Here is a 23,818-nt window from a genome sequence, read left to right as displayed (position 1 = left end):
CTATTGGCGAATCCAAAAGGGTAATAATTCTTATTTACAATAATAACCGCTTCTGGAGAGTTTCATGTTCGCAAAAACGCGACTGGCATTGATGATTGGCTGCATAACCGGTGGGGTAAGCGTTTCGGCGCTGGCGCAGGAAAACGCTAAAGATACGGTGGTGGTGACCTCGCAGGTACAGAGCGGCGCGACCAAGCTTGAGACGCCGGATATCGAAACGCCGCAGGCGGTATCGATCGTCACGCGCCAGCAGTATGAAGAGCAGGGCGCCACCAGCGTGCGCCAGGCCGTCAGCTACACACCCGGTGTCTACAGCAACCAAATTGGTGCCTCCAACCGCTTTGATTACATCGTGCTGCGCGGCTTTTCCGACGGCAGCCTCGATAACGTCTACCTCGATGGTCTGAAGATGATGGGCGACACCAACTCCCACAGCTCGCTGGTGATCGACCCGTGGTTTTTAGACAGTGTTGAAGTCGTGCGCGGCCCGGCATCCGTGCTCTATGGCCGCTCGTCGCCAGGCGGTATCGTGGCGCTGAACTCGCGTAAACCCTCTTTCGATCCGGGCGGTGAAGTGAAACTCTTCGCGGGCAATAACAACCAGCGCGGTGCGGCGTTTGATGTTACCGGGCCGGTGGATGATAACGATCGCGTGGCGGTGCGTTTAACCGGTATGACCCGTTACGCCGACTCCCAGTTTGATCACCTGAAAGAGCAGCGTTACGCCATCGCGCCGAGCGTCACCTGGCGTATTACCGACACGACGCGCCTCGATGTGATGGCCTATCTGCATCGCGATCCGGAAGGCGGCAGCCACTCCGGCCTGCCGTATGAAGGCGCCGTGGTGCCCCATGCCGGGGGGAAAATCTCCAACACCTTCTTTGAAGGCGAAGATCGGTACGATAAGTACAAGCGCCGTGAAAATATGGTCGGCTATAACTTTGAACACCTGTTCGACAGCGGCTGGTCAGTGCGCCAGAAACTGCGTTACCTGCGGACTAAAGTCGATCTCAATCAGGTTTATGCTTCGGGCTGGCTGAATGAGACTGAGCTGAACCGCGGTTACTCCGGCTCGGATGAGTCCCTCTCGGCGGTGACGCTGGATAACCAGCTTGATGGCAGTGTTGATACCGGTGCCATTAACCACCGTCTGCTGGTGGGCGTCGATTACCAGCACCGAAATAACAATGTCACCTCATCCTATGGTAGCTTCCCGGCGATCGATGCCTTTAACCCGATCTACGGTGCCGATCCGCTCTCAATTTCCGTGTATGGTCGCGAAAAACACAAGCTGGAGCAGACCGGGATCTATGTGCAGGATCAGATGTCACTCGATCGCTGGCGCCTGACCCTCGGCGGCCGTCACGATCAGGTGAAGATCACGAACAGCAATAAGATCGGTGATACTCACGATACGCTGGAGAAAGATCATATCAGCAGCCGTGCGGCGCTGATGTACCTCTTTGACAGCGGGTTTGCGCCCTACGTCAGCTACTCGACCGCTTTTACACCGACCAGCTTTACCGATGAGAACGGCAAGATCCTGCAACCGATGAAGGGCAAACAGTGGGAAGCGGGGCTGAAGTTCCAGCCGGAAGGTTCGCAGACCATGTACAGCGCCTCGGTCTACCGCATTAATCAGAACAATATCGCCACCAAAGTGGAGCCGACCGATCCCTACCGCGCGATTGGCGAGATTGAATCAGAAGGGGTGGAGCTGGAAGCGGTGGGTCAGCTGACGGATAACCTGCGCCTGCAGGCGGCCTACACCTATAACGACATCCGTTATAAGAAAAGCAGCGCCGACGAGCAGGGCAAACGGGCAGTTTACGCCCCGCGCAACCAGGCCAGCGCCTGGCTGAGCTATGATGTCAAAGCGGGGGCGCTGAACGGCCTGACCGTGGGTTCCGGCGTACGGTATGTTAACGGCATCACCTCCGACCGCCAGAATACCCATACGCTGCCCTCCTACACGCTGGTGGATCTGGCCGTCGGGTACGATCTCTCGAATGTCGGTCTGAAAGGGCTGAGCGCGCAGGTGAACGTGAATAACCTCACCGATAAGCGCTATGTCGCCGCCTGTAACTCCGCCAACTACTGCTACTTTGGCGCCGAGCGCAGCATCGTCGGCAGCCTCTCTTACGCATTCTGATGTGATAAACCCGGCCGCTGCGCCGGGTTTTTTCTTAGCTGAGATCGACACCTTTATGGCCGAAGAGCCAGGTGACGATAAACCCGCCGAGATAGGCCACCACCACGCCCGCCGCATAGACCGCCATTCCGGCGTAGATGCCATGATCGGAGGTCATCAGCGGCAGCGCCACCAGCCCGGAAGGGCCAAACACCGTATTCAACCCGACCGGTAAGCCAAGCCACGCCACGGCACCTATGAAAAAACCGCCGCAGGCGCCGCCAATACAGGCGGTGACAAAGGGTTTTACACGCGGCAGAGTCACGGCATAGATCAGCGGTTCGCCGACGCCGAGCAGACCGGGTATGATCGCCCCGCGGATCTGGTTGCGGATCGTCGATTCACGCGCCGCGCGGAAGTAGAGCGCCAGCGCCGCACCCACCTGGCCGCCCCCCGCCATCGCGAGGATCGGGAAGAGCGAGTTGAAGCCCTGCGCATCCATCAGAGCAAAGTAGACCGGAATAAAGCCCTGATGTACGCCAAACACCACGGCAATCAGGAACAGCCCCGCCAGCACCGCGCAGCCAAACGGGTTGCCGTTCAGGTGCAGAAACAGCCACGACATCCCTTTAAACAGCTCGCCGCCGATCGGCATGATCAGCGTAAAGGTGAGCGCACCGGTGATCAGTAAGGTCAGCAGCGAAGTGAGGATCATATCGAGGTTGTCGGGGACAAACTTGCGGATCTGCCGCTCGATCCACGCCCCGAGGATCGTGGCGATCAGCACGCCGATAATGTTGCCGCGCGGATCGATACTCATGCCGAAGAAGGTGTCGATCCCGGAGAAGTAGCCGACCGTCGCTTTCGCGTCGTAGCCGAGGACAAACAGCGCGGCAATAATTGCGCCGTTGACGCCGCTGCCGCCAAAGGCTTTTTGCGCGTTGTAGCCAATCAGGATCGGCAGGAAGGTAAATAACCCTTTGCCGAACACTTTCATATAACCGACGCTGTGCGCGAGCGCGCTGCTCTTCTCCTGCGCGTTGACCAGCAGGCTTTGCTCAATCAGCGTGGCGAAGCCGAGCAGCATCCCGGCGGCGATAAAACCGGGGATGAGCGGCGTGAAAATGGTGGCAAATTTCGCCAGAAACTGATGCAGACCGCTGGTCTGCTTCGCCTTCATCTGCTGTTTAGTATCGCGGGCGACCTCTTTGAGCGAGGCCGTTTCCGCGGGCGCGTTATCACCGCTTATTAAGAGACTCATCATCTCTGCCGCGGTTTGCGCTTTGCCGGGGCCAACGATGATCTGTAGCTGATCGTCGCTGTTCACCACGCCGAGCACGCCAGGCAGCGCCAGCAGCCCGGCCTTGTCGACAAGCGCATCGTCATGCAGCGTCAGGCGCAGGCGCGTCATGCAGTTGCCGCAGCTTTTGATATTCGCTTCACCACCGACCCGTTGCAGGATCGTAGCGATCAGTTCCGGCGTGATTTTGGCCATCACTTCACTCCTGCGTGAAGCAGCGCCTGGCGGATAAACCCGCCGTTATCCGCGAGCAGACTCGCGGCTTCTTCGGCGTCGATCTGCGCCAGCACCATCAGGATAGCGGTTTTGCAGTGGCCGTGGCTGGCCTGTAGCGCATGCTTCGCCTCGTCGCTGTCGCAGCCGGTGGCTTCCATCACAATGTTGACCTGGCGCTGCACCAGCTTCTGATTGGTCGCTTCCACGTCCACCATCAGGTTGCCGTAGACTTTGCCGCTGCGGATCATCGCCCCGGTGGTGAGCATATTAAGCACCAGTTTTTGCGCCGTGCCTGCTTTCATCCGCGAGGAGCCGGTGACCACCTCCGCACCGACCACCGGCGTAATGGCGATATCGGCAATCTGTGTCATCGGACTGCCGGCGTTGCAGGTCAGCGATACGGTGGTGGCATGCAGACTTTTGGCATACTCCATGGCGGCAATCACATAGGGCGTGCGCCCGCTGGCGGCGATGCCGACCAGCACGTCGTTGGTGTTGAAATGGAGAGATTTGAGATCGTCGACGCCGAGCGTCAGGCTATCTTCGGCGTTCTCCACCGCTTGTAGAATGGCGCGATGACCGCCAGCAATAAGGCCTACCACCTGCTCGCGCGGCGTGCCGTAAGTGGGCGGGCATTCGCTGGCATCCAGAATGCCTAAGCGCCCGGAGGTGCCCGCGCCGCAGTAAATCAGACGTCCGCCCTTTTTAAAGGCGCTGACAATCGCATCCACCGCCTGCGTAATTGCCGGTATCACCTGCTCAACCGCCAGAGCGACCTTCTGATCTTCACGGTTAATCACCCGCAACATCGCTTCAGTATCAAGCATATCGATATTGGCGCTGGCGCTATTGCGCCCTTCGGTCGTCAATCTGGATAGATCAATGTTCATCACGTCTCACTTCACTCTGCGTTATGACTTTCTGCCTGCCGCCTCGCGGCGACGACACCCGAAAAAGGAATAATATATTATTCAAAACAATCAATTTAAGAATAATTTATTCTTACACGGGGCGCGAAACGAGAGTGTGACGCTGCTCATGATGCGTATAAGTTATCGTTAAGCGTCGCGTCAGCGCTGGTGAAAAGTGAGGATCGCCTGCACCAGCGCATCGGGATCGGGCTCAAGTTCGCCAGCGTTAAGCGCCGCGCGAAGGCGTTCGATCTTAGGCTGGTCAACTTGCGGCAATTGATCAAGATCGGCCTGTGCCTGTTCAAGCAAAAAGAGGATCGCGTCAGAAAATGGGGGCGCTGTCATGATATGCGTCTCACAGAGGGCGGTTACCGTTTGGCTACCTAAAACGACCATCGGTGCCGTAAACTTAATCCCCGCGTTTTGCTTAGCCCGACTCCAGTTGATAGTGAAATATCATGCCATTTTGCAGACAGACCAACGGCACGCCGTCGGGCGCAATCTGCTGCATGGCGTTCTCCGAGTAGGTCAGCAGATCAACACTGTTGGTCACCATGCGGTTACGCTTCGCCGGGTTGAACAGCACCGGTGCATAGGCAAAATAGTGCTTACCGTACCGCTGGCGCACGTGGACAAAGTTACTTTTCAGCACAAAGGCGGTATCGTGCGGGCTACTGAGGGTGCTGACGATAATATTGCCCACCGTGCTCATGCGCGAATCGTAGATCTCCCGTTGGTGCAGCATCAAATCATAAAACCCCACCTGCTGAGCGATCTCCTCCGTCTGATGCAGGGCGCGCTGACCGCGCTGGAAAAAGGTGCCGCCGGCTAGCGCCGTCAACGTGATGGTAAGCAGAAAGAGCGATCGTCTATTTGCTATTACAGGAGGCCATTTCATCCATTTTTCTCCGTGTCTCACTCACAATCAGCTTATTTAATAACGCTGCGTCGGCGCGCCAGTGATCAATTTGCATCACCAGAATCCGTTGCTCGCAGGGATTATATATACGGAAGGTATAATTCAGGGTTTGGTTTTCACTACGATAGTAAATAGCAATACGCAGCGCTTTCTGTTTCGCCTGCTGATTAAGCCGGATATAGCTCTCTTTTAATCGATCATAAATGGCAGTCGGCTGTTTCATTCTCTCCGCGGGTGCCAGAAGGGCAAAAATACGCAGCTGGCTGTAGATATTTTTAGCCACCTCTTTGGCCACTATTTTATTGTTGTAAGTGAGCGCCAGATAGCCGCTGCAAAGCGTAGAGACAATCAAGAGCAGCATAATAAGCAGGCCGGTCATGTAAGGGGCAGGCTGCGCTGTGCCTTGCGTTGTTGTTGCGGGTAATGCAGGCGCGGCAGGTGGACTTTTCGTTGTTGTTGCGGGTAACGCAGGCGCGGCAGGTGGACTCGCCTGCGGGGGTGGGTCGATTTCAGGCGGCGCAGGGCGCGGGGTCGGCGGCGGCCCGCTGACCAGAGGGCGGCAATATTTTGCCTCCAGCACGTAACCCTGTTTCGGGATGGTGCGAATAATTCGCTGCTGCTTTCCGTTATCGGCCAGGGCGGTACGCAGCGTATGAATAGCGTGGGGCAGGCTGTTACTGCCGACGGCGCGATCTTCCCAGACCTGCGCGGTGAGATCCTCATGAGAGAGGATCTCGCCGGGGTGTTGCTGCAAAACAGCCAGCAGCCTGAGCGGGTGTGTTCCCAGTCGTTTCTCCTCGCCGGTCACGATGTGTTGGATCGCGCCTGACGCGGGAACGATGACCCAGTTATTCACGGTGCAATTGGGTTTATTCATAAAAGGTTAGCGATTGCGGCTAATCCAGCGGGCACTTATCACAAGAAATAGTGCTATTGGCTGAATCAGATAAATAACAGAATAAATATTCGTAGTTCACCGGCTTGTGGTGTTAATAATACGGAAGGCGTGGCGCAAATGACATGTGATTTCATTAGTTACCGCTTTTCAAAGGATTAAAAAACGCCTTTGTGGTGTATTGTTTGACGCCGTTGAGAAGCGTCCTTGCATGTTATTAGCGACACCTCTTCTCATTTTGTTAATTAGGTGTTGCCGAAACTTTTGATTAATTGTTTTATCCGCTGTTCCTCATACGTAATGTAAATGATGAATTTGACTGCCGCAAAAACCTTAAGCCCCGCTGATGAGGCGCGTTATATCAGTGATTATTTGCCGCTGGTACATAAAGTCGTCAAACAATTCAGCTGGCAGACCAGCAGCGTGATGAGCAGGGAAGATATGCGGCAAATTGCCCTGATGGGGCTGCTTGCCTCGCTACGCCGTTATGGGCCGCCGGATGCGCAGTTTGCCGGTTACGCCATTCAGCGTATCCGTGGCGCGGTGCTGGATGAGTTACGCCAGCAGGACTGGCGTCCGCGCAGGCTGCGTCAACAGACGCATAAGCTCACGGATGCGATCCGTGAGATAACCCGCGAGCTCGGGTATGAGCCGCGCTATGAAGAGCTGAGTGAACGGCTGTCGGTGACACCGGAAGCCTGGCAGCAATATCTGCTGCTGCACTCGGCCAGTGCGCTGGAGAGCCTGGATAGCCTGCTGGAGAGCGACCTGCATACCAGCACGCTCTTTAGCCGCCCGCTCGAGGATGAACTGCTTCCTGTCTACACGTTACGCAGTGCGATAGCCAGCCTCGACAAGCGGGAGCAGCTCATTCTCGCGCTCTATTACCAGCATGAGATGAGCCTGAAAGAGATTGCGCAGGTGATTGGCGTATCGGAAGCGCGCGTCTGCCAGCTCAACAAAGTGATTGCCCGGAAGGTAGAGGCGTTTATTGGTAAATAAACGCGCTCTTTGCGGCACTGGTTGGTGCCGGTGCTTATGTTTAACTCATTGGTTTAAATGTGTTGTTCTTGTGAAAGCTGTGATTTTGTCATCCATCGTCGCCCCCAGTCGGAGCTTGCTCCGAGGGTTTTTGGGGCTTTTTTTTACTCTTCTTGTGCTGTCGCTTGTCACCGGGTGTGTGCAACCCCCCCCGCGCACGGCGACGCCCGTATCAACCCCGCCTGAGACAAATGCGCAGGCCGCTGCCGCGCATCATCAGGCGCAGCGAAAAGCGCGCGTTCGCGCATCACTGCTTACGGTGATGAACCGTCTGGAGAAGCAGCTTGGTAAACCCTACGTGCGCGGCGGTGTCTCACCGCAGCGGGGATTCGACTGTAGTGGACTGGTGGTCTACGCCTATAACAAGGTGCTGGAGAGAAAACTCCCGCGCACGACCCGGGCGATGTTTGGGGATAAGGGGCTGAAAAAAGTGGCCCGGCATAAGCTGCGCCGTGGCGATCTGGTCTTCTTTCGCAGTCAATCGCGCGGCCCGGCGGACCACGTTGGCGTCTATCTGGGTAACGATACTTTTATCGAAGCACCGCGCAGCGGGCTGAAGATCCGCATCAGTAACCTGACAAACGATTACTGGCAGGATCACTACCTTGGCGCGCGGCGTATTCTGACCAGCGAAGCGATTCTTTGAGGCTACGCCTCCAGCGCATGGTGGATCGCTGCGCCCAGCTGTTTGATCGCCTCCCGCCTGGTTTCATCCGGCGGTAGGGCGCAGTTAAGGCGCAGGCAGTTGCGATACTTGCCGGAAGCAGAAAAGAGCGAACCGGGGGCGATCTGGATTTTTAACCGGCAGAGCTGGCGCGAAACGCAGACCATATCGACGCTTTCCGGCAGTTCGACCCATAGCATGAAGCCCCCCTGCGGGCGCGTCACGCAGATACCGCACGGAAAATATTGGCGTACCCAACAGGTGTAGATCGCCAGCCGCTGCTGGTAGACCTGGCGCATCCGGCGTACGTGGCGGTGGTAGTGCCCGTCGCGGATAAACGCCGCCACCGCCAGCTGGGTGGCGGGAACGTTGGTGCCGATGGCGGCATATTTTTTATGCAGCACCCGGTCCAGATAGCGCCCCGGCGCGATCCAGCCAATGCGCAGACCCGGTGCCACGGTTTTGGTCAGGGAGCTGCATAGCAGCACGCGGCCATCAATGTCGTAGGATTTAATGGTGTTTGGGCGCGGGTAATCGGTGGCCAGCTCGCCATAAATATCATCTTCGAAAATGACAATATCGTGGCGCTGTGCCAGCGACAGCACCGCCTTTTTGCGCGCTTCCGGCATGACAAACCCGAGCGGATTCTGGCAGTTAGGCACCAGGATCACCCCTTTGATCGGCCACTGCTCCAGTGCCAGCTCCAGCGCCTCAATACTGATCCCCGTTTCCGGGTCGGTCGGAATTTCAATCGCTTTGATATCCAGCCCGCGCAGCAGCTGCATGGTGCCGTAGAAGCAGGGCGATTCAACGGCGACAATATCGCCCGGGTTGCAGACCGCCAGCAGCGCCAGCGACAGCGCCGGATGGCAGCCCGCGGTGATAACAATCTCTTCCGCATTCAGCGAGGTGCCGCCATCGAGCATCAGGCGGGCGATCTGTTCGCGCAGTTCGTGCTGGCCGGGCAGGGGATCATAGCTGAGGGCGTCCATCAGCTGGTGCTGCGCGATGCGGCTCATCTCCTTCCACAGCGGTTTAAGGGTGGCCTGGGTAAGATCCGGCGCACCGCCGCCGAAGGCGACAATCTCTTTATCCGTGCGCGCATCAAGCAGAGTTAACACTTCATCCCACTGCGTGACGTCAACCGGGCGCTGTACCGGGCGCGACATCGCCGGCACCGGCGGTTTGGCTTTGCGCGGCGCGACAAAGTAGCCGGAGCGCGGCTGTGGGGTGATGAGCTGCAACGTCTCCAGAACCTGATAAGCCTGCTGTACGGTGCTGATACTGACGCCATGCTCCTGGCTCAGGCTACGCACCGAGGGCAGTTTCTCACCGTGGCGATATAAGCCATGTTCAATGCGCTCTGCCAGCAAGGTGGCCAGATGTTGGTAGCGGGTCATGCTGTATCCTAAAAAGTCACCATACAGTTTCGAAAAACAGTACAGATTGGGCTGGAAAGTGGCGTGCAGATCCTCTTTTACGGCATCTGTATGTTAAAGAAAACTATTTTCTGAGTCTGTATTGTGCAGGGCGATCGCAGCGAAGATAGAGCTCTTTTCAGGCGAGGAGAGCAAGATGGAATTTTTCGAAAATCGACCACGGCGCCCGTTTTCCGGGTTTGTTTTACTCTGGCGTCAGGTGCGGCGCTGGCACCTGTTGGCGAAAACCCGACGCGAACTGCGCAGGCTTACTGATGAGCAGTTAAAGGATATGGGACTGCGGCGCAGCGATATTAGCTGAGGGCTAAGTGGGCGCAGGAAATATCTGGTGGTTCCCGCCCACCCGGCGTTGGGCTATGCTTAGCTCCATAACCTGAAGGGAGAGAGCACATGCAATTTATTACCAACCACGATGATGACGATAAAAAAGAGAAAGAGGCAGGCAATGCCAGCCAGCTGATGCAGCAGAAACTGCTGGATGCGCGTTCGATCATCATCTCCGGTGAGATCAACCAGGCGCTGACTGAGAAAGTGGTGACCCAGCTTCTGCTGCTGCAGGGCATCAGCGATGCGCCGATCAAAATCTATCTCAACAGCCAGGGCGGCCATGTCGAAGCGGCAGACACCATCCATGACATGATCAAATTTATCACCCCGGAAGTGCACATCATCGGCACCGGCTGGGTCGCCAGCGCCGGGATCACTATCTTCCTCGCGGCGAAGAAAGAGCACCGTTACTCGCTGCCGAACACCCGCTTTATGATCCACCAGCCGCTCGGCGGCGTGCGCGGTCAGGCGAGCGATATCGAAATTGAAGCCAAAGAGATCATCCGCACCCTGGAGCGCGTCAACCGCATGATCGCCGACGCGACCGGCCAGCCGGTCGAGAAAGTGAAGCAGGACACCGATCGCAACTTCTGGATGAACACCAAAGAGGCGATGGATTACGGCATTGTCTCCCGCGTGGTCAACTCCTACGCCGATCTCAACCTCGATTAATCCACTCTGCTTTTCTGAGGCGAGAACGCTCTCGCCTCATCATTTTTCCTGATTCTGTTTCGCCCCCCTGACGCCTTTCTCATGATGGAGTGATGGCATGAAAAGCAGTATCACCGCGGCGCTGATGGCCGCCGCGACCCTGAGCACTCCCGCGCTGGCGGCACCTGCCAGCGTCTCGTTCGAACATAAAGACTGGCAAGTGGTGTGCGATAACACCCTGACCTGCCGCGCAGCGGGCTACAGCCCGGAAGAGGATGCCTCCGGCTCGGTGTTGATCACCCGTAAAGCGGGGCCGCAGACGCCGGTTACCGTGCAGGTGGTGCTGGCAGATATGGACGGCAGTGAACCGCCGTCGCCGCCGAAGCTGGCGCTGTGGATTAACGGTAAATCACTCGGCGCGTTAACTCCCGGCGATAATGACACCTGGCGTCTGACGGACGCGCAGGCCGCGCAGATGATTGCTGCGGTGAAGGGCAGCGGCAAGGTGGTCTTTAAAGGCGGCTCAAAACCGTTTGTTCTCTCTGGCGACGGCGCCTCTGCCGCACTGCTGAAAGTTGACGATGTGCAGGGGCGCATCGGCACGCCGGGCGCACTGAGTAAAAAAGGTAATAAGCCAGAAACTTCCGTAACGGCTGCGATCCCCGCCCCGGTGATCCAGGCCGCGCCGGTGAGCAAGGAGGGCGCGCACGCCCTGAGCGCAGCCGACGCGAAAAAAGTGACGCCGCAATTGCTCGCGGCACTCGGTAAAGATGATGACTGCGGTCGGCTCGCCAACCCGGAAGAGGAGGTGATCAAAGGTGAAAATGATCTCACCCTGACGCCACTCGATGCAAAACATGGCCTGATTTCCGCGCTCTGCTGGCGTGGCGCTTATAACGAAGGATACGGCTACTGGGTCGTCGACAACGCCCTGAAAGAGAAACCGCACTTCGTTACCAGTTCGGGAACCGATTACAGCGATGGTGCCATCACGCTTGCTCAGCGCGGGCGCGGGATTGGCGACTGCTGGGCATCGGCCGAGTGGGTGTGGGACGGCGAAGCGTTTCGTCAGAGCAGCGAAGGCACTACGGGCCTGTGCCGCGGCATTCGTGCGGGCGGCGCCTGGGAGCTTCCCGAGTTTGTCGCCGAGGTGAAAGCCGCGAAATAATCCTCTGAGCACCGCCGCGACAGGCTGTATAAAGCGCGGTGGTGCTCATCGCTTCTACCCTCATGGCATTCGCAACAGAGAGTACCCCTATGTTAACCACCCTTAATCACCTGACGCTGGCGGTAAGCGATTTAGCGCGCAGCGTTGATTTCTACCATCAGTTGCTCGGCATGAAGCTGCATGCGCGCTGGGATAATGGCGCATATCTCACCTGCGGCGGGATCTGGATCTGCCTCTCCGTTGATGAGGCGCGCCGCGTGACGCCTGCCGATCAAAGCGATTACACCCATTACGCCTTCAGCATCGGCGAGCAGGATCTGAAGGCGTTTATTACGCGGCTGGAGCAGGCAGGCGTGGTGAGCTGGAAGGTGAACAAAAGTGAAGGCGCATCATATTATTTCCTTGACCCGGACGGCCACAAGCTGGAAGCCCATGTTGGCGATCTGGCACAGCGTCTGGCAGCTTGTCGCGCGCAGCCCTACAAAGGGATGGTGTTTTTTGATTGACCTGCTGCCCTTTCACAATCCATGCTCTTTGCTCCGCCGTTTCTTGATAGTTACCCTGATAACCTTTATTGTGCCCCTCCGCTAATGTGAGGGGACGTAATGACCGAAAACGAACTATTTTCCCGTCGGCCGCTGGGAATGCGCATGGCCATGGTGGTGCGCCAGTGGCGAGCAGCGATTGATCATGCCCTGCGCGACACCGGCATCACCCAGTCGAGCTGGACGGTGCTGATGCAGTTGCAACAGCTGGGGGAGAATGTGTCGGTCAGCGAACTGGCGGAAGTGCAGGGCATTGAACTGCCGCCGTTAATGCGCACGCTCGCCCTGCTGGAAAAGCGGGGGCTGATTGCGCGTACGACATCGCCGTACGACAAGCGCATCCGCCTGCTGGCATTAACCTCGAAGGGGTGCGCTCTGCTGGAGAAAATCACGCAAGTGATTGAGGCCTGCCAGCTGCGGGCAACGAAGAATATCCCGGCGGAAGATCTGCAAAAGTTCAGCGCCACGCTGAGCCAACTCGCCTGTAATTTGCGCGTGATGCGCGAAGAAGATAATAAAACCGAATAAGAAAATGATGACGCCTGAACAAAAATTTGCCCGCTGGGTAAGGGTCAGTATTGCCTCTTTCCTGCTGATGTTTGTCTATTTTATTATCGCCGATATCTGGATCCCGCTGACGCCGGACTCCACCGTGATGCGTGTGGTGACGCCGGTTTCCGCCCGCGTCTCTGGCTATGTTTCTGAGGTTTACGTGCAGAATAACAGCCGGGTGAAGCGTGGCGATCTGCTGTACAGACTCGATGCCACCCCTTTTGAAAACCAGGTCGAAGCGGCTGAGATTGCGCTGGCGCAGGCGCGTCTGACTAATCAACAGCTCGACGCGCAGATTGCCGCCGCGCAGGCGAGCCTGAAAACGGCGCAGCTGACGGCGCAGAATAATCGCGTCACCTTTGAGCGCTATCAGCGCCTCGGTAAAATGCAGAGTGTCTCGCAGTCCGACCTTGATAATGTGCGCACCACCTGGCAGGGGAGCGAGCAGTCGGTGACGAACCTCAACGCCAGCATTGAAGCGCTGCGTATTCAACGCGGTGAACGTGACGAGGCGCATAACGTCACGCTGCAAAAATACCGCAATGCTCTGCAACAGGCGCAGCTGAACCTCCGCTGGACGCAGGTGCGGGCCGAAGCGGACGGCACCGTCAGCAACCTGCAACTGAGCCCCGGTTTTTATGCCCAGGCGGGCGGCGCGTCGCTGGCGCTGGTGCATGAGAAGAGCGATATCGTCGCCGATTTTCGTGAAAAGAGCCTGCGCCATACCCATGTCGGCACCGATGCGGCGGTGGTCTTTGATGCGCTGCCGGGCCAGGTGTTTCACGCGCATGTCACCAGCAGCGATGCGGGCACGCTGGCCGGGCAGGAAGCGGTAAACGGTGAGCTGTCGAAGCCGGAAACCTCTAACCGCTGGGTGCGCGATGCGCAGCGTATGCGCATTCATGTGGCGCTCGATGAGCCGCTGCCAAAAGCGTTGCCGACCGGCGCACGCGCCACGGTGCAGCTCTACAACAGCGAAGGGATCTTTGCCCGCTTCTTCTCCGGGCTGCAAATCCGCCTGGTAAGCCTGCTGCACTATGTCTATTAACACGCTGGCCCGCGTCTTTACGCCGCACGGCAATATCGTCTACACGGCGAATGATTTTCGCCAGACGCTACGCATCGTTTTTGCCGGGATGATCGCCCTGAGCGTGTCGAGCTTTTACAACACCCAGTATGGCGTCTTCTATGTCATCTACCCGGTGATGCTGCTGTCACTGGTGCCGGTCTTTAACCGTCACGTCGCTAAGCAGTTCGTCTTCAGCGCGGTGATTAACTGCATCGAAATGGTGTTTATCATCGGTTATCTGATGCAGTGGCCGGCGATCATGACGCTGGTGGTGTTTGGGCTCTACGTGATGCGTTTTCGCTTTATGAGCAAAGGCCCGCTGTTTCTCTTTGGCTCTACCGGCGTGGTGTGTCAGAGCACGATGCTTAACTTTATGAGCTACCCGTCGAGCGACTGGCATACGCTGCTCTTTTCCAATATTGAGGCCAGCATTATGGCCGTCGCCCTTAGTGCGCTTATGCACTTTCTGCTGCCGGACGTCGAGCCGCGCACCCGCCCGCCGCTGATTGAGAAAAACGCCGCGCGGGTGCGCCACGAATCGCTGCTCTCCGGCACGGTGGCGACGATGATTTTTGTTGTCTTCCAGATAAGCGACCTGAGCGATTCGCTCTCCGCATTGATGGCGGGAATTTTGATCCTCTTTCCGATGCACTATCGCGGCTCGGTGCTGAGTTCGTTGTGGCGCGTAGTCGGCGTGGTGCTGGCCTGCCTCTACATCCTGCTGGTGCAGCTCATTCTCTATAACCACAGCAGCCATATGCTGTTGATGATGCCGCTGATTGGCCTTGGGCTGGCGTTTAGCGCGCGGCTGCATGTGATGGAGAAGGTGGGGGCTGGCGTCGGTTTCGCCAGCGTCACCACCATCGGCATTATGTTTGGTCAGAATCTGCACCCGGACACCGACCTGGTGTTCAGCGACTTATATCGCATTGTCTCCGTCACCGTCTCGCTGGTGGCGACGCTAACGATGGTCTATCTCGTGCACCTGATTTTGAACCGCTTTGAAGCGACACGGTTTGTGATTGAGGAGTGAGTTAACTGCCGGATGGCGCTGCGCTTATCCGGCCTTCGATTCGTGTGCAGAGGGCTTGTGTAGGCCGGATAAGGCGTGAGCCGCCATCCGGCAGCTCAGAGGGCAGAGAGGTTTAACAGCGCCGGGATCTGCGACAAGAGGTACAGAATCAGGCCGATACAGCCGCCAACCAGCGTACCGTTGATACGAATAAACTGCAGATCCTTGCCGATATTGAGCTCCACCTGGTAAGACATATCCCGCGCATCCCAGCTCTTCACCGTGTCACTGATATGACGCGTCAGGAAAGCCGAAAACTCCGGCGCGACGCGATGGGCCGCCTGTTCGAGATGCTCATTAAGCGAGGCGCGCAGCGCGCCGTCCGCCAGCAGCGTTTCGCCAAACCACAGCCCGGCTTCACTGATGCGCTTCTGCATTCTTGAGTCGTCTGACTGCATATCTGCCTTCATCCAGTTACGCAGATCGCCCCACATTTCACTGACGTAGCGGTTAAAGGCTTCATCGTTTTTCAGGTACTCTTTGATATTTTCTGCCCGCTCCGCCATCTCCGGATCGCTTTTCAGATTGGCGATCAGTTTCATTGTCGCGCGATCAAACGCCTGGCGGATCTGGTGCGTGCGATCGGCATTGATATCATCCAGCAGGGAGTTAACGGCATCGGATACCAGCGCCGCGCTCTGCTCCCCCAGCCACTCTTTCGGCAGCACTTTCGCCTTCACCGGATGGTCGGTCTCCAGCCAGTGCACCACCTGACGGGCGATAAAAGTGCGCGTGCTCTCACGCTGCAGCAGCGCAATCAGCTGAGTTATCAACGTATCCAGTAGCTTCTGGTGGCGGTTGTTACGCGTCAGGCTCTCCAGCATCAGGGCGCTGGTCTGTGTTAAGTCGACTTTATCGATCGCTTTATGCACTGCCCGGCGGATCAGCCGTTGAATACGGCTATCGTCGGTCATCTCCAGAAAGCCGCTCATCACCTGCAACAGATGCGTGCCGACGCGCTGCGCGTTCTCCGGCTGGCTGAACCAGATACCGATCATCTGCGCGGGCTGATGCCGCTGGATCAGCGCCACCAGTGATTGGGTATCAAGAAACTTCTCCTGCACAAACTGACCAAGATTGTCGCCAATCCGGTCTTTATTACGCGGAATGATCGCCGTATGGCGGGAGATAAATGGCAGCGGTACGCGGCGAAACAGCGCTACTACGGCAAACCAGTCGGCCAGTGCACCGACCATCGCCGCTTCGGCAATGGCTTTGACCCCGCTCACCCAGAAGCTCGGCGGCAGGAAGAGGGTGGTAACAAATACCGCGGCGGCGATCAGCAGCAGCGACAGCGCCAGTCGTTTGGCGCGCTTCAGTTCAGCTAATTTTTCCATCTGATAAGCATAGAACTCAACGGTGAGTTCATGCAAAGGGTTAATAGATAAGTAGATTGCGCAGCAGTGTCCACACAATCCACCCGCCAAACAGCATCAGCACCACGCCGGCAATGCGCTCTATCCAGCAGATGCTGCGGCTCAGACGCTGTTGCAGCGCGGGCAGGCCAATCAGGCTGACCAGCGCGAAATCCCATAGCAGTACCACCATCACCATCCACACACCGCTGACCGATTGTTGCAGCAGCGTCACATCCGGGCCGAGCAGGGCGGTCATCAGCGCCAGGTAGAAGAGGGCATTTTTCGGGTTAAGCAGCGCCGAGCCGAGGCCAAGTAAAAACTGTTTGCTCATGCCGGGGCAGCGCTGACGTGTCTCATCCAGCGCCAGTCTCTGCGGGCGGCTGCGCACCAGGTGTGAGCCAATCCACAGCAGATAAAGCGCGCCGAGCAGTTCGATGGCGGTAAACAGCCCGCTGAAGTGACGCAGCGCGCTGGCGCCGATAATCACCAGCAGAATATAGAGCGCATTGCCGAAAGCGATGCCGATGCAGAGCCCGGCGCTGCCGCGCAGGCGGTAACGAATGGCGTAACCAATCAGCAGAAAAAAGTCCGGGCCGGGGCTGAGCAGCGCAACGAAATGTGCCAGCGCCAGGGCAGGAAACGCAGCGGGAAAGATATCCATGGTGACCTCGCATAAAAAAGTGCGGTCACCATAGCCTCTGCGCGGCGCTATTTATTGTCTGATATTGATCGGCCAAGAGCGTACTGGCGCGGCGTGGCGGCGGTATAGCTGACAAAGGTTTTATGAAAATGGCTCTGGTCGGCAAAACCGCTCTGGTAGCCAACATCCGCCAGCTTATCCCCGGCACGCAGGCGGCTTTTGGCGAACTCGACGCGGGCAAGGTTGAGAAAACTGCCGGGCGTTAAGCCGGTGTCCCGTTTAAAGGTGCGGATCAGCGTCTCCTTGCGCAGCGAAAAGGCGTGCGCCAGCGCATCCAGCGTCGGCGGCTGCTGTAGATTCTCCTGCAATGCCATTACCACCTGTTCGCTGAGTGGGCGTGACGGTTCATCATCTGGTATATGCGGCAAAGCGGTGAGCAGCGTCTGGATGGCACCCGGCAATGGCTGCGTCTGGTTGCTCTTCATCAACGCCACGATATGCAAGAAGTATTCAAACCATTGCGGGTCGCGAATCACCTGTTGGGCGCGGTTTTCATCTGCCAGATAGAGCATATGGTAGCTGCGCGCCTGCCCGATGAGCGGGTTGCAACTGTGTGGCGTCAGGGCTGGAATCACAATCAGATCGCCGGGCCGTAGCAGGTACTCCTGCTGGTGGCAGACGCAGCGGGTCTGGCCGTCGATAATCGCGCCGATGGAGAGCTCTGCGTGACGATGGCGTTTATACGCCTGTGTGCTGTTGTGGGTGCTGCGCAGCTCCACGCCAGGCAGCGCCGCTGAGCGGAAAAAGGTTTGTGCGATATCGCGGGTACCGGCCATGTATCACCTCTGTCGGGGGAGGTATTCCGGTATAACACAGCGCATCCGGGATCGCGAAACGCGCTGTGCAGAAGCCGCCACATTGGGTAGGCGGATTCAAAGCCTCTACCAGGCTAATCGTCACGGTTTCCAGCGGCGTAGCGGCGTGTCGCGCTCGTAGGGCATTGGCGTCGGGTAGGTGATAAATTCGATGATGCTGCCCCACGGCGTGCGGCCATAGCAAAAGCAGTTGCCGTCGCCCTTTTCGGTCGGGAAACCGAGCGGCTGCGGCGCAGTAAACACTTCGCCACCCGCCTCGGCAAACTGTTTCAGCGCGGCGTCGATATCCTCGGCATAGACTGCAAAGTGTTGCAGGCCAAAGTCATTTGCCCGCAGCGGCTCGCGCTGTGAGGGCCCCTGCATTTCAAACAGCTCAATGCCCGGCCCGTGTTGCAGCTTGAGCATGCTCACCGCTTTGATCACCGTGCCCGGCACCAGCCGCAGCGTCTTTTGCTGCGCCTCGCTATCGATATCCTCATCTTCCGGTGCGACGGACTGGTAAATCAGTTCCGCGCCTAATGCCTCGGTGAGAAAACGGGTGGCGGCTTTTATATCCGGCACAGTTATCCCAATATGATCCATTCCGCGAACGCTCTGCTGCATATTTCCTCCTGCAAGTTGGGTGTTATTAAGCATAGCGGAAGCAGAGGCGGTAGAAATAAAGCGGCATTCATGAAGCATTAATTGAACAAAAAGTGACAGGCAGTAACGTTTATTCATCTGTCCCGGGGAATGACAGGGTCAAATAAGGTTAGTGTTATTTTTGGTTTAATGTAATTTTTTGATTTTAATCTTTTTTATTGGGTTTGTTTTTCAGGGTGGCAAAAATAAGACGTTAAATGAAACATAAGAACACTCCGGATATACTCAACTTTACTTCAGCTCTTCCGACGCTTTACTACCCTTATTACCCTAAGCGGTAAATTAAGGAGACCCATATGGCTTACCAGACAGTGAATCCTTTCAACAATCAGCTGATTAAAGCGTATCCGAACCACAGCGATGCCGATATTGAGGCGACGCTGCGCCAGGCTGACGCCCTTTACCACTCCGGGTGGGCAAAAGGGAGCATCGACCAGCGGCTGCCGGTACTGCATAAACTGGCTGACCTGCTGGAGAGCCATGAGGAGGAGCTGGCAAAAATTGCCACCCGCGAGATGGGGAAACTGATTGCACAGAGCCGCAGCGAGGTGCAGATCTGTGCGCAGATCGCCCGTTACTACGCGGATAACGCAAAAAAATTCCTCGCGCCGGTGAAATATGACACCGAACTGGGCGATGCCTGGGTGGAGCACCATCCGATCGGCATCATCATGGCGGTGGAGCCGTGGAACTTCCCCTATTACCAGCTCATTCGCGTGCTGGCACCGAACCTGGCCGCCGGTAATCCGGTGATTTGCAAACATGCCAGCATCGTGCCGCACTGCGCCGAAGCTTTTGCGCATCTGGTGCGTGAAGCGGGCGCGCCGGAAGGGGCGTGGACTAACCTGTTTATCTCCTCCGATCAGGTCTCGGCAATTATCGCCGACCCGCGCGTACAGGGCGCGGCCCTGACCGGCTCGGAAAAAGCAGGCAGCGCGGTCGCTTCGCAGGCGGCGAAGCACATCAAAAAATCGACCCTCGAACTGGGGGGCAACGATGTCTTTATCGTGCTCGATGACGCCGATCTGGAGAAGGCGGTGAAAACGGGCGTGCAGGCGCGTCTGGCCAACGCCGGGCAGGTCTGTACTGCGGCGAAACGCTTTATTGTGCACCAGAAGGTGGCCGATCAGTTCCTGCGCCAGTTCACCGACGCCTTCCAGCAGGTGAAGATGGGCGACCCGATGGATGAGAGCACCACGCTTGGGCCGTTGTCGTCAAAAGATGCGCTGGAAACACTCAGCAAGCAGGTGAGTGAAGCCGTGCAGAAGGGAGCAAAACTCCATTTCGGCGGTAAACCGGCGACCAGCGAAGGTAACTTCTTTGAGCCGACCATTCTGACCCACATTACCCGCGATAACCCGGCTTACTTTGAAGAGTTCTTCGGCCCGGTGGCGCAAATTTATGTGGTGCAGGATGATGAAGAGGCGGTGCGCCTGGCGAACGACTCCCACTATGGTCTCGGCGGGGCAATCTTTAGCCGCGATATTGAGCGGGCGAAAGCGCTGGCGTCACGGATCGAAACCGGGATGGTTTACATCAACTGGCTGACCGATACCGCGGCGGAACTGCCGTTTGGTGGGGTGAAACGCTCGGGCTTCGGACGAGAGCTGTCGGATCTGGGGATCAAAGAGTTTGTGAACCAGAAGCTGGTGGTGGTGCGTCAGTAGCCGTAGCTGGCATCGTTTGCCGGATGGCGCTTGCGCTTATCCGGCCTACGCGTGACCCCATATCCATTTTGTTGAGCCGCCATTCGGTTTTTGCCGGATGGCGGCTTTGCCTTATCCGGCCTACGCTCGGTGCCAGGCTTTTGCAGGCCAGATAAACGTAGCGCCAGCAGGCCGTTACTTTTTCAAACGGGCAAACGCCGCTCTGATCTCCTCCTCCGGCAGCTCTACGCCGATAAACACCAGCGTACTGTGCGGCGTTTCGTCGCCCCAAGGGCGATCCCAGTCGGCGCTGTAGAGGCGCTGCACACCCTGGAATAAGAGGCGGTTCGGCTCACCATCGATCCACAGCATCCCTTTGTAGCGCAGCAGCCTCTCTGCAAAGCTCAGCAGCAGGGTTTCCATCACCCGCGACACTTCACTGATATCCACCGGGTAATCAAGCTCCACCACAATCGAGCTGATATCGTTCTGCTTATCAGCCATAAAGTGGAAGCGCGGTTTAGTGGCAACCACCTTCTCTTCAAGCATAAAACCGTTGGTGTTAAACAGCCGCGCAAGATCGATATCGCCGTGGGTCACGGTATAGATTGGCGCGCGGGCATTGATGCGGCCGAGCCGCTCGCGCAGCGCTGCGTTATCCGGCGCGACATCAGTTTTGGTCAGCAGGATACGATCTGCGTAGCCGACCTGCGATTGCGCCAGCGTGTACTGATTCATCTGCTCATCGGCATGTACCGCATCAACCAGTGCAATCACGCCGTCGAGCAGATAACGCTGGCAGAGGATCTCATGCGAGAAGAAGGTCTGAATGATCGGGCCAGGGTCCGCCATGCCGGTGCACTCGATCACTAACCGATCAAAATGGAGATCGCCGCGATCGAGACCGTCGAGCAGATCTAACAGCGCATCTTCCAGTTCATTTGAGCGGCTACAGCAGATGCAGCCATTGGTCAGGATTTTGATCTGCGTGGCGCGATCGCCAAGCAGTTGATCGTCCACGGAGACCTCGCCGAACTCATTTTCAATAACCGCAATCTGATAGCCGTGTTGTGCATTGAGGATGTGGCGCAAGAGGGTGGTTTTGCCGGCACCGAGAAAGCCGGTCAGCAGGGTAACTGCAACAGGTGTCATGGACTCTCCTTTAACAACAGCGAACGCCGCCTTTGCCATCGCCGCCGTAGCGCGCCTGTTGACGCTCGCGGAAAAACGCTTCGTAGGTCATATAGGGCGTATCCGGATGGTTGGTTTTCATATGATCAACATAGTTGTCATAGTCCGGAATACCAATCAGCATCTTTGCCGCCTGCCCGAGGTACTTCTTCGCCTGGCCTAAGTTACCAAACATTCGCGCCTCCAGATATTGATAATGCCGCAGAGGGGTGCGCCCGCTGCGGCAAGTGGTTTGAGATTAATGGTGCGAAGAGGTTTTGACGCCGCCTTCCGGCACCGGCACATACGGGGTCTCTTTATCGGTACGCGTGGTGTTATTGCGAACCTGGAGCCACGTTTTGATGCCGTAGAAGATGATGCTGTAAACCACCACCAGGAACAGAATGCTTAAACCGGCGTTGGTGTAGTTGTTCACCACGATATGGTTCATATTGGCAACCTGCTGCGCGGTCAGCTCGCTGCCGCCTGCGGCAATCTTCGCTTTGTACTGGTTAGCCATGTAGAGGAAGCCTTCCAGCTGCGGATTACTGCTGAAGAGCTTCAGGCCGAGCGCCCAGGTGGTGCAGATCAGCAGCCAGGTCGCCGGAACGACCGTCACCCAGATGTATCTGGTGCGCTGCATCTTCACCAGGATCACGGTGCCGAGCAGCAGGGCAACGGCGGCCAGCATCTGGTTAGAGATCCCGAACAGTGGCCACAGGCTCTTCACGCCGCCAAGTGGATCGACCACACCCTGATAGAGCAGATAACCCCACAGGCCGACGCAACCGGCAGTCCCCACCACACCGGCGACCAGCGAGTCGGTCTTCTTCAGGAACGGCACAAAGTTGCCCAGCAGATCCTGCAACATAAAGCGGCCTGCGCGGGTGCCCGCATCCAGCGCGGTAAGAATAAACAGCGCTTCAAACAGAATGCCGAAGTGATACCAGAAGCCCATATCCGCCATCGGGATGATTTTGTGGAACACATGGGCGATACCCACGGCCAGCGTCGGCGCGCCGCCCGCACGGTTGAGCACGGAAGGTTCCCCAATATCTTTCGCGGTTTGCAGGATCTGCTCTGGCGAAATCACAAAGCCCCAGGAGCTGACCGTCGCCGCGGCATGCGCGGTGACATCCTGCAACTGCGCCATGATCATCGGTGCATGTTCGGTGCCGAGCTCATGCAGGTTTGGCATGGTGATGCCAAGGCCCGCAGGCGGGGTGTTCATGGCGAAATAGAGGCCCGGTTCGATAATGGAGGCTGCCACCAGCGCCATCACCGCCACAAAGGACTCCATCAACATCGCGCCATAACCGATAAAGCGCGCGTCGGTCTCATTGGCCAGCAGTTTCGGCGTGGTGCCGGAGGCGATCAGCGCGTGGAAGCCGGAGACCGCGCCGCAGGCAATGGTAATAAACAGGAACGGGAAGAGTGCGCCTTTCCACAGCGGGCCGGTGCCGTCGATATACTGCGTTACCGCTGGCATCTTCAGTTCCGGGTTGAGGATCACAATCCCCAGCGCCAGGCCGACAATCACGCCGATTTTCAGGAAGGTGGCCAGATAGTCGCGCGGGGCGAGGATCAGCCACACCGGCAGCAGGGCAGAGACAAAGGCATAGCCAATCAGCGCAAAGGTGATGGTGGTGTCTTTAAAGGTCAGCGCCGGGCCCCAATAAGGGTCTTGCGAAATCACGCCACCCATCCAGATTGAGGCCACCAGCAGCACAATGCCGATCACCGACACTTCCCCCACGCGGCCGGGGCGCAGGAAGCGCATATAGATACCCATAAACAGCGCAATCGGCACCGTTGAGCAGACGGTAAAGACGCCCCACGGGCTCTCTGCCAGCGCTTTCACCACGATCAGCGCCAGCACCGCCAGGATGATAATCATGATCAGGAAGCAGCCGAAGAGGGCAATGGTGCCCGGCACGCGGCCCATCTCCTCTTTCACCATCTCGCCCAGCGACGCACCGTTACGGCGTGAGGAGATAAACAGCACCATGAAATCCTGCACCGCACCGGCCAGCACGACACCGGCCAGCAGCCAGAGCGTGCCGGGCAAGTAGCCCATCTGCGCGGCAAGTACCGGGCCTACCAGCGGGCCGGCACCGGCGATAGCGGCAAAGTGGTGACCAAACAGCACGTAGCGGTTGGTCGGCACGTAGTTAAGACCGTCGTTATTAATCACCGCCGGCGTGGCGCGGGTGGGATCGAGCTTCATCACCCTCTGGGCGATGTAGAGGCTGTAGTAGCGATAAGCAACAAGATAAACGGAAACAGAGGCGACCACGATCCACAGGGCGCTGACGTGCTCACCCCGGCGTAACGCGACAACCGACAAACAAAAAGCACCGATTATCCCAAGGATGACCCACGGAACGTGCTTAAAAAGTTTTTTGGTATCCATAGCAGACCTGGTTTTTTATCAGAAATAGGGAAGAGAAGTGTGTAGTTGTTAAACAGGACAAATGTTGCCGCCATGATGGCAAATCGCGCGCGCGAAAGGGGGCGATTTTGCCGAGCGGTTACATTAGCGTGGTAAGCGGTATTGAGATGGGTCTAAGAGGTTTTACACCCCGGT

Annotated in this window: 24 protein-coding genes; 11 read left to right on the top strand and 13 right to left on the bottom strand. The window is 57.3% G+C overall.

Annotation, left to right across the window (positions count from 1 at the left end; all coding sequences use genetic code 11):
* Positions 1-64 precede the first annotated feature (64 nt).
* A complete protein-coding gene (gene foxA / locus PU683_RS17885; RefSeq protein ID WP_277173856.1) occupies positions 65-2,152 on the top strand; it encodes a ferrioxamine B receptor FoxA in 2,088 nt (695 codons plus the stop codon).
* A gap of 34 nt (positions 2,153-2,186) precedes the next feature.
* Here the strand turns inward: foxA and murP are convergent, their stop codons facing one another.
* The 5 genes from murP to PU683_RS17860 form a co-directional block, all read right to left on the bottom strand.
* The gene (gene murP, locus PU683_RS17880; RefSeq protein WP_277173854.1) at positions 2,187-3,626 is read right to left on the bottom strand and encodes a PTS N-acetylmuramic acid transporter subunit IIBC; all 1,440 of its coding nucleotides are present in this window, start codon (positions 3,624-3,626) and stop codon (positions 2,187-2,189) included.
* Complete coding sequence (gene murQ / locus PU683_RS17875; protein ID WP_277173852.1) at positions 3,626-4,537, bottom strand: N-acetylmuramic acid 6-phosphate etherase; 912 nt, start codon at positions 4,535-4,537, stop codon at positions 3,626-3,628. Before murQ ends, murP begins: the two co-directional genes overlap by 1 nt.
* A 180-nt stretch (positions 4,538-4,717) precedes the next feature.
* Positions 4,718-4,903 (bottom strand): flagellar biosynthesis anti-sigma factor FlgM, encoded by a 186-nt coding sequence (locus tag PU683_RS17870; protein WP_277173850.1) that lies wholly within the window; start codon positions 4,901-4,903, stop codon positions 4,718-4,720.
* Positions 4,904-4,985: 82 nt separating this feature from the next.
* Positions 4,986-5,456 carry a hypothetical protein gene (locus PU683_RS17865; RefSeq protein WP_277173848.1) on the bottom strand — a complete coding sequence of 157 codons (471 nt, stop codon included), beginning with the start codon at positions 5,454-5,456 and terminating at the stop codon, positions 4,986-4,988.
* Positions 5,428-6,354, bottom strand: coding sequence for a winged helix-turn-helix domain-containing protein (locus PU683_RS17860; protein ID WP_277173846.1), 927 nt, complete (start codon positions 6,352-6,354; stop codon positions 5,428-5,430). The genes PU683_RS17865 and PU683_RS17860 overlap by 29 nt, the downstream gene beginning before the upstream one ends.
* A 327-nt stretch (positions 6,355-6,681) precedes the next feature.
* Here PU683_RS17860 and PU683_RS17855 point away from each other — a divergent pair, with 327 nt between their 5' ends.
* Complete coding sequence (locus tag PU683_RS17855) at positions 6,682-7,374, top strand: FliA/WhiG family RNA polymerase sigma factor (protein WP_431190965.1); 693 nt, start codon at positions 6,682-6,684, stop codon at positions 7,372-7,374.
* A 178-nt stretch (positions 7,375-7,552) separates the two neighbouring features.
* On the top strand, positions 7,553-8,059 hold the full coding sequence (locus PU683_RS17850; protein ID WP_277173842.1) for a C40 family peptidase: 507 nt from the start codon (positions 7,553-7,555) through the stop codon (positions 8,057-8,059).
* Between the two features lie 2 nt (positions 8,060-8,061).
* Here the strand turns inward: PU683_RS17850 and PU683_RS17845 are convergent, their stop codons facing one another.
* Positions 8,062-9,477, bottom strand: a complete 1,416-nt coding sequence (locus tag PU683_RS17845; RefSeq protein ID WP_277173840.1) for an aminotransferase-like domain-containing protein — start codon at positions 9,475-9,477, stop codon at positions 8,062-8,064.
* Positions 9,478-9,652: 175 nt separating this feature from the next.
* Between PU683_RS17845 and PU683_RS17840 the strand changes: the two genes are divergently transcribed.
* The 7 genes from PU683_RS17840 to PU683_RS17810 all read left to right on the top strand — a co-directional run bounded on the left by PU683_RS17840 (position 9,653) and on the right by PU683_RS17810 (position 14,861).
* Positions 9,653-9,817, top strand: a complete 165-nt coding sequence (locus PU683_RS17840) for a DUF1127 domain-containing protein (protein WP_277173838.1) — start codon at positions 9,653-9,655, stop codon at positions 9,815-9,817.
* An 89-nt stretch (positions 9,818-9,906) separates the two neighbouring features.
* Positions 9,907-10,515: an ATP-dependent Clp protease proteolytic subunit gene (locus PU683_RS17835; protein WP_277173836.1), complete on the top strand. Its 609-nt coding sequence runs from the start codon at positions 9,907-9,909 to the stop codon at positions 10,513-10,515.
* 97 nt (positions 10,516-10,612) lie between these two features.
* The gene (locus PU683_RS17830) at positions 10,613-11,662 is read left to right on the top strand and encodes a DUF1176 domain-containing protein (RefSeq protein ID WP_277173834.1); all 1,050 of its coding nucleotides are present in this window, start codon (positions 10,613-10,615) and stop codon (positions 11,660-11,662) included.
* 89 nt (positions 11,663-11,751) lie between these two features.
* Positions 11,752-12,168 carry a FosA family fosfomycin resistance glutathione transferase gene (locus PU683_RS17825; protein ID WP_277173832.1) on the top strand — a complete coding sequence of 139 codons (417 nt, stop codon included), beginning with the start codon at positions 11,752-11,754 and terminating at the stop codon, positions 12,166-12,168.
* Between the two features lie 99 nt (positions 12,169-12,267).
* Positions 12,268-12,735, top strand: a complete 468-nt coding sequence (locus tag PU683_RS17820) for a MarR family winged helix-turn-helix transcriptional regulator (RefSeq protein WP_277173830.1) — start codon at positions 12,268-12,270, stop codon at positions 12,733-12,735.
* Positions 12,736-12,739: 4 nt separating this feature from the next.
* On the top strand, positions 12,740-13,807 hold the full coding sequence (locus tag PU683_RS17815) for an HlyD family secretion protein (protein WP_277173829.1): 1,068 nt from the start codon (positions 12,740-12,742) through the stop codon (positions 13,805-13,807).
* On the top strand, positions 13,797-14,861 hold the full coding sequence (locus PU683_RS17810; RefSeq protein WP_277173827.1) for a DUF2955 domain-containing protein: 1,065 nt from the start codon (positions 13,797-13,799) through the stop codon (positions 14,859-14,861). The genes PU683_RS17815 and PU683_RS17810 overlap by 11 nt, the downstream gene beginning before the upstream one ends.
* 95 nt (positions 14,862-14,956) lie before the next feature.
* On the opposite strand, the gene PU683_RS17805 is transcribed toward PU683_RS17810, so the two are convergent.
* The 4 genes from PU683_RS17805 to PU683_RS17790 all read right to left on the bottom strand — a co-directional run bounded on the left by PU683_RS17805 (position 14,957) and on the right by PU683_RS17790 (position 18,376).
* Complete coding sequence (locus PU683_RS17805) at positions 14,957-16,237, bottom strand: DUF445 domain-containing protein (protein WP_277173825.1); 1,281 nt, start codon at positions 16,235-16,237, stop codon at positions 14,957-14,959.
* Between the two features lie 40 nt (positions 16,238-16,277).
* Positions 16,278-16,919, bottom strand: a complete 642-nt coding sequence (locus PU683_RS17800) for a LysE family translocator (RefSeq protein ID WP_277173823.1) — start codon at positions 16,917-16,919, stop codon at positions 16,278-16,280.
* 47 nt (positions 16,920-16,966) lie between these two features.
* Positions 16,967-17,734: an AraC family transcriptional regulator gene (locus PU683_RS17795; protein ID WP_277173821.1), complete on the bottom strand. Its 768-nt coding sequence runs from the start codon at positions 17,732-17,734 to the stop codon at positions 16,967-16,969.
* A 120-nt stretch (positions 17,735-17,854) separates the two neighbouring features.
* Entirely contained in the window at positions 17,855-18,376 is a 522-nt protein-coding gene (locus tag PU683_RS17790; protein WP_277173819.1) for a VOC family protein, read from the bottom strand.
* A 335-nt stretch (positions 18,377-18,711) separates the two neighbouring features.
* On the opposite strand from PU683_RS17790, the gene PU683_RS17785 reads away from it, so the two are divergent.
* Complete coding sequence (locus tag PU683_RS17785) at positions 18,712-20,082, top strand: NAD-dependent succinate-semialdehyde dehydrogenase (protein WP_277173817.1); 1,371 nt, start codon at positions 18,712-18,714, stop codon at positions 20,080-20,082.
* Between the two features lie 174 nt (positions 20,083-20,256).
* Here PU683_RS17785 and yjiA read toward each other — a convergent pair whose 3' ends face one another.
* The 3 genes from yjiA to PU683_RS17770 all read right to left on the bottom strand — a co-directional run bounded on the left by yjiA (position 20,257) and on the right by PU683_RS17770 (position 23,644).
* Positions 20,257-21,213 (bottom strand): GTPase, encoded by a 957-nt coding sequence (yjiA, locus tag PU683_RS17780; protein ID WP_277173816.1) that lies wholly within the window; start codon positions 21,211-21,213, stop codon positions 20,257-20,259.
* A 10-nt stretch (positions 21,214-21,223) separates the two neighbouring features.
* Positions 21,224-21,427, bottom strand: coding sequence for a YbdD/YjiX family protein (locus tag PU683_RS17775; RefSeq protein WP_042714577.1), 204 nt, complete (start codon positions 21,425-21,427; stop codon positions 21,224-21,226).
* Between the two features lie 63 nt (positions 21,428-21,490).
* The gene (locus PU683_RS17770) at positions 21,491-23,644 is read right to left on the bottom strand and encodes a carbon starvation CstA family protein (RefSeq protein WP_277173813.1); all 2,154 of its coding nucleotides are present in this window, start codon (positions 23,642-23,644) and stop codon (positions 21,491-21,493) included.
* Positions 23,645-23,818 lie beyond the last annotated feature (174 nt).

Origin of the sequence: Candidatus Kosakonia sp. 282A-S69 (assembly GCF_029433855.1) — a bacterium.
Taxonomy (GTDB): domain Bacteria; phylum Pseudomonadota; class Gammaproteobacteria; order Enterobacterales; family Enterobacteriaceae; genus Kosakonia; species Kosakonia cowanii_A.
Note: the sequence above shows the minus strand (reverse complement) of the source record. Positions and strands in the feature narration are given on the sequence as shown.

Bases quoted from the DNA above. Each gene is read 5' to 3' on its own strand.
- foxA (WP_277173856.1), top strand. From the start codon at position 65: ATGTTCGCAAAAACGCGACTGGCATTGATGATTGGCTGCATAACCGGT.
- murP (WP_277173854.1), bottom strand. From the start codon at position 3,626: ATGGCCAAAATCACGCCGGAACTGATCGCTACGATCCTGCAACGGGTC.
- murQ (WP_277173852.1), bottom strand. From the start codon at position 4,537: ATGAACATTGATCTATCCAGATTGACGACCGAAGGGCGCAATAGCGCC.
- PU683_RS17870 (WP_277173850.1), bottom strand. From the start codon at position 4,903: ATGACAGCGCCCCCATTTTCTGACGCGATCCTCTTTTTGCTTGAACAG.
- PU683_RS17865 (WP_277173848.1), bottom strand. From the start codon at position 5,456: ATGAAATGGCCTCCTGTAATAGCAAATAGACGATCGCTCTTTCTGCTT.
- PU683_RS17860 (WP_277173846.1), bottom strand. From the start codon at position 6,354: ATGAATAAACCCAATTGCACCGTGAATAACTGGGTCATCGTTCCCGCG.
- PU683_RS17855 (WP_431190965.1), top strand. From the start codon at position 6,682: ATGAATTTGACTGCCGCAAAAACCTTAAGCCCCGCTGATGAGGCGCGT.
- PU683_RS17845 (WP_277173840.1), bottom strand. From the start codon at position 9,477: ATGACCCGCTACCAACATCTGGCCACCTTGCTGGCAGAGCGCATTGAA.
- PU683_RS17840 (WP_277173838.1), top strand. From the start codon at position 9,653: ATGGAATTTTTCGAAAATCGACCACGGCGCCCGTTTTCCGGGTTTGTT.
- PU683_RS17835 (WP_277173836.1), top strand. From the start codon at position 9,907: ATGCAATTTATTACCAACCACGATGATGACGATAAAAAAGAGAAAGAG.
- PU683_RS17830 (WP_277173834.1), top strand. From the start codon at position 10,613: ATGAAAAGCAGTATCACCGCGGCGCTGATGGCCGCCGCGACCCTGAGC.
- PU683_RS17825 (WP_277173832.1), top strand. From the start codon at position 11,752: ATGTTAACCACCCTTAATCACCTGACGCTGGCGGTAAGCGATTTAGCG.
- PU683_RS17820 (WP_277173830.1), top strand. From the start codon at position 12,268: ATGACCGAAAACGAACTATTTTCCCGTCGGCCGCTGGGAATGCGCATG.
- PU683_RS17815 (WP_277173829.1), top strand. From the start codon at position 12,740: ATGATGACGCCTGAACAAAAATTTGCCCGCTGGGTAAGGGTCAGTATT.
- PU683_RS17810 (WP_277173827.1), top strand. From the start codon at position 13,797: ATGTCTATTAACACGCTGGCCCGCGTCTTTACGCCGCACGGCAATATC.
- PU683_RS17805 (WP_277173825.1), bottom strand. From the start codon at position 16,237: ATGGAAAAATTAGCTGAACTGAAGCGCGCCAAACGACTGGCGCTGTCG.
- PU683_RS17800 (WP_277173823.1), bottom strand. From the start codon at position 16,919: ATGGATATCTTTCCCGCTGCGTTTCCTGCCCTGGCGCTGGCACATTTC.
- PU683_RS17795 (WP_277173821.1), bottom strand. From the start codon at position 17,734: ATGGCCGGTACCCGCGATATCGCACAAACCTTTTTCCGCTCAGCGGCG.
- PU683_RS17790 (WP_277173819.1), bottom strand. From the start codon at position 18,376: ATGCAGCAGAGCGTTCGCGGAATGGATCATATTGGGATAACTGTGCCG.
- PU683_RS17785 (WP_277173817.1), top strand. From the start codon at position 18,712: ATGGCTTACCAGACAGTGAATCCTTTCAACAATCAGCTGATTAAAGCG.
- yjiA (WP_277173816.1), bottom strand. From the start codon at position 21,213: ATGACACCTGTTGCAGTTACCCTGCTGACCGGCTTTCTCGGTGCCGGC.
- PU683_RS17775 (WP_042714577.1), bottom strand. From the start codon at position 21,427: ATGTTTGGTAACTTAGGCCAGGCGAAGAAGTACCTCGGGCAGGCGGCA.
- PU683_RS17770 (WP_277173813.1), bottom strand. From the start codon at position 23,644: ATGGATACCAAAAAACTTTTTAAGCACGTTCCGTGGGTCATCCTTGGG.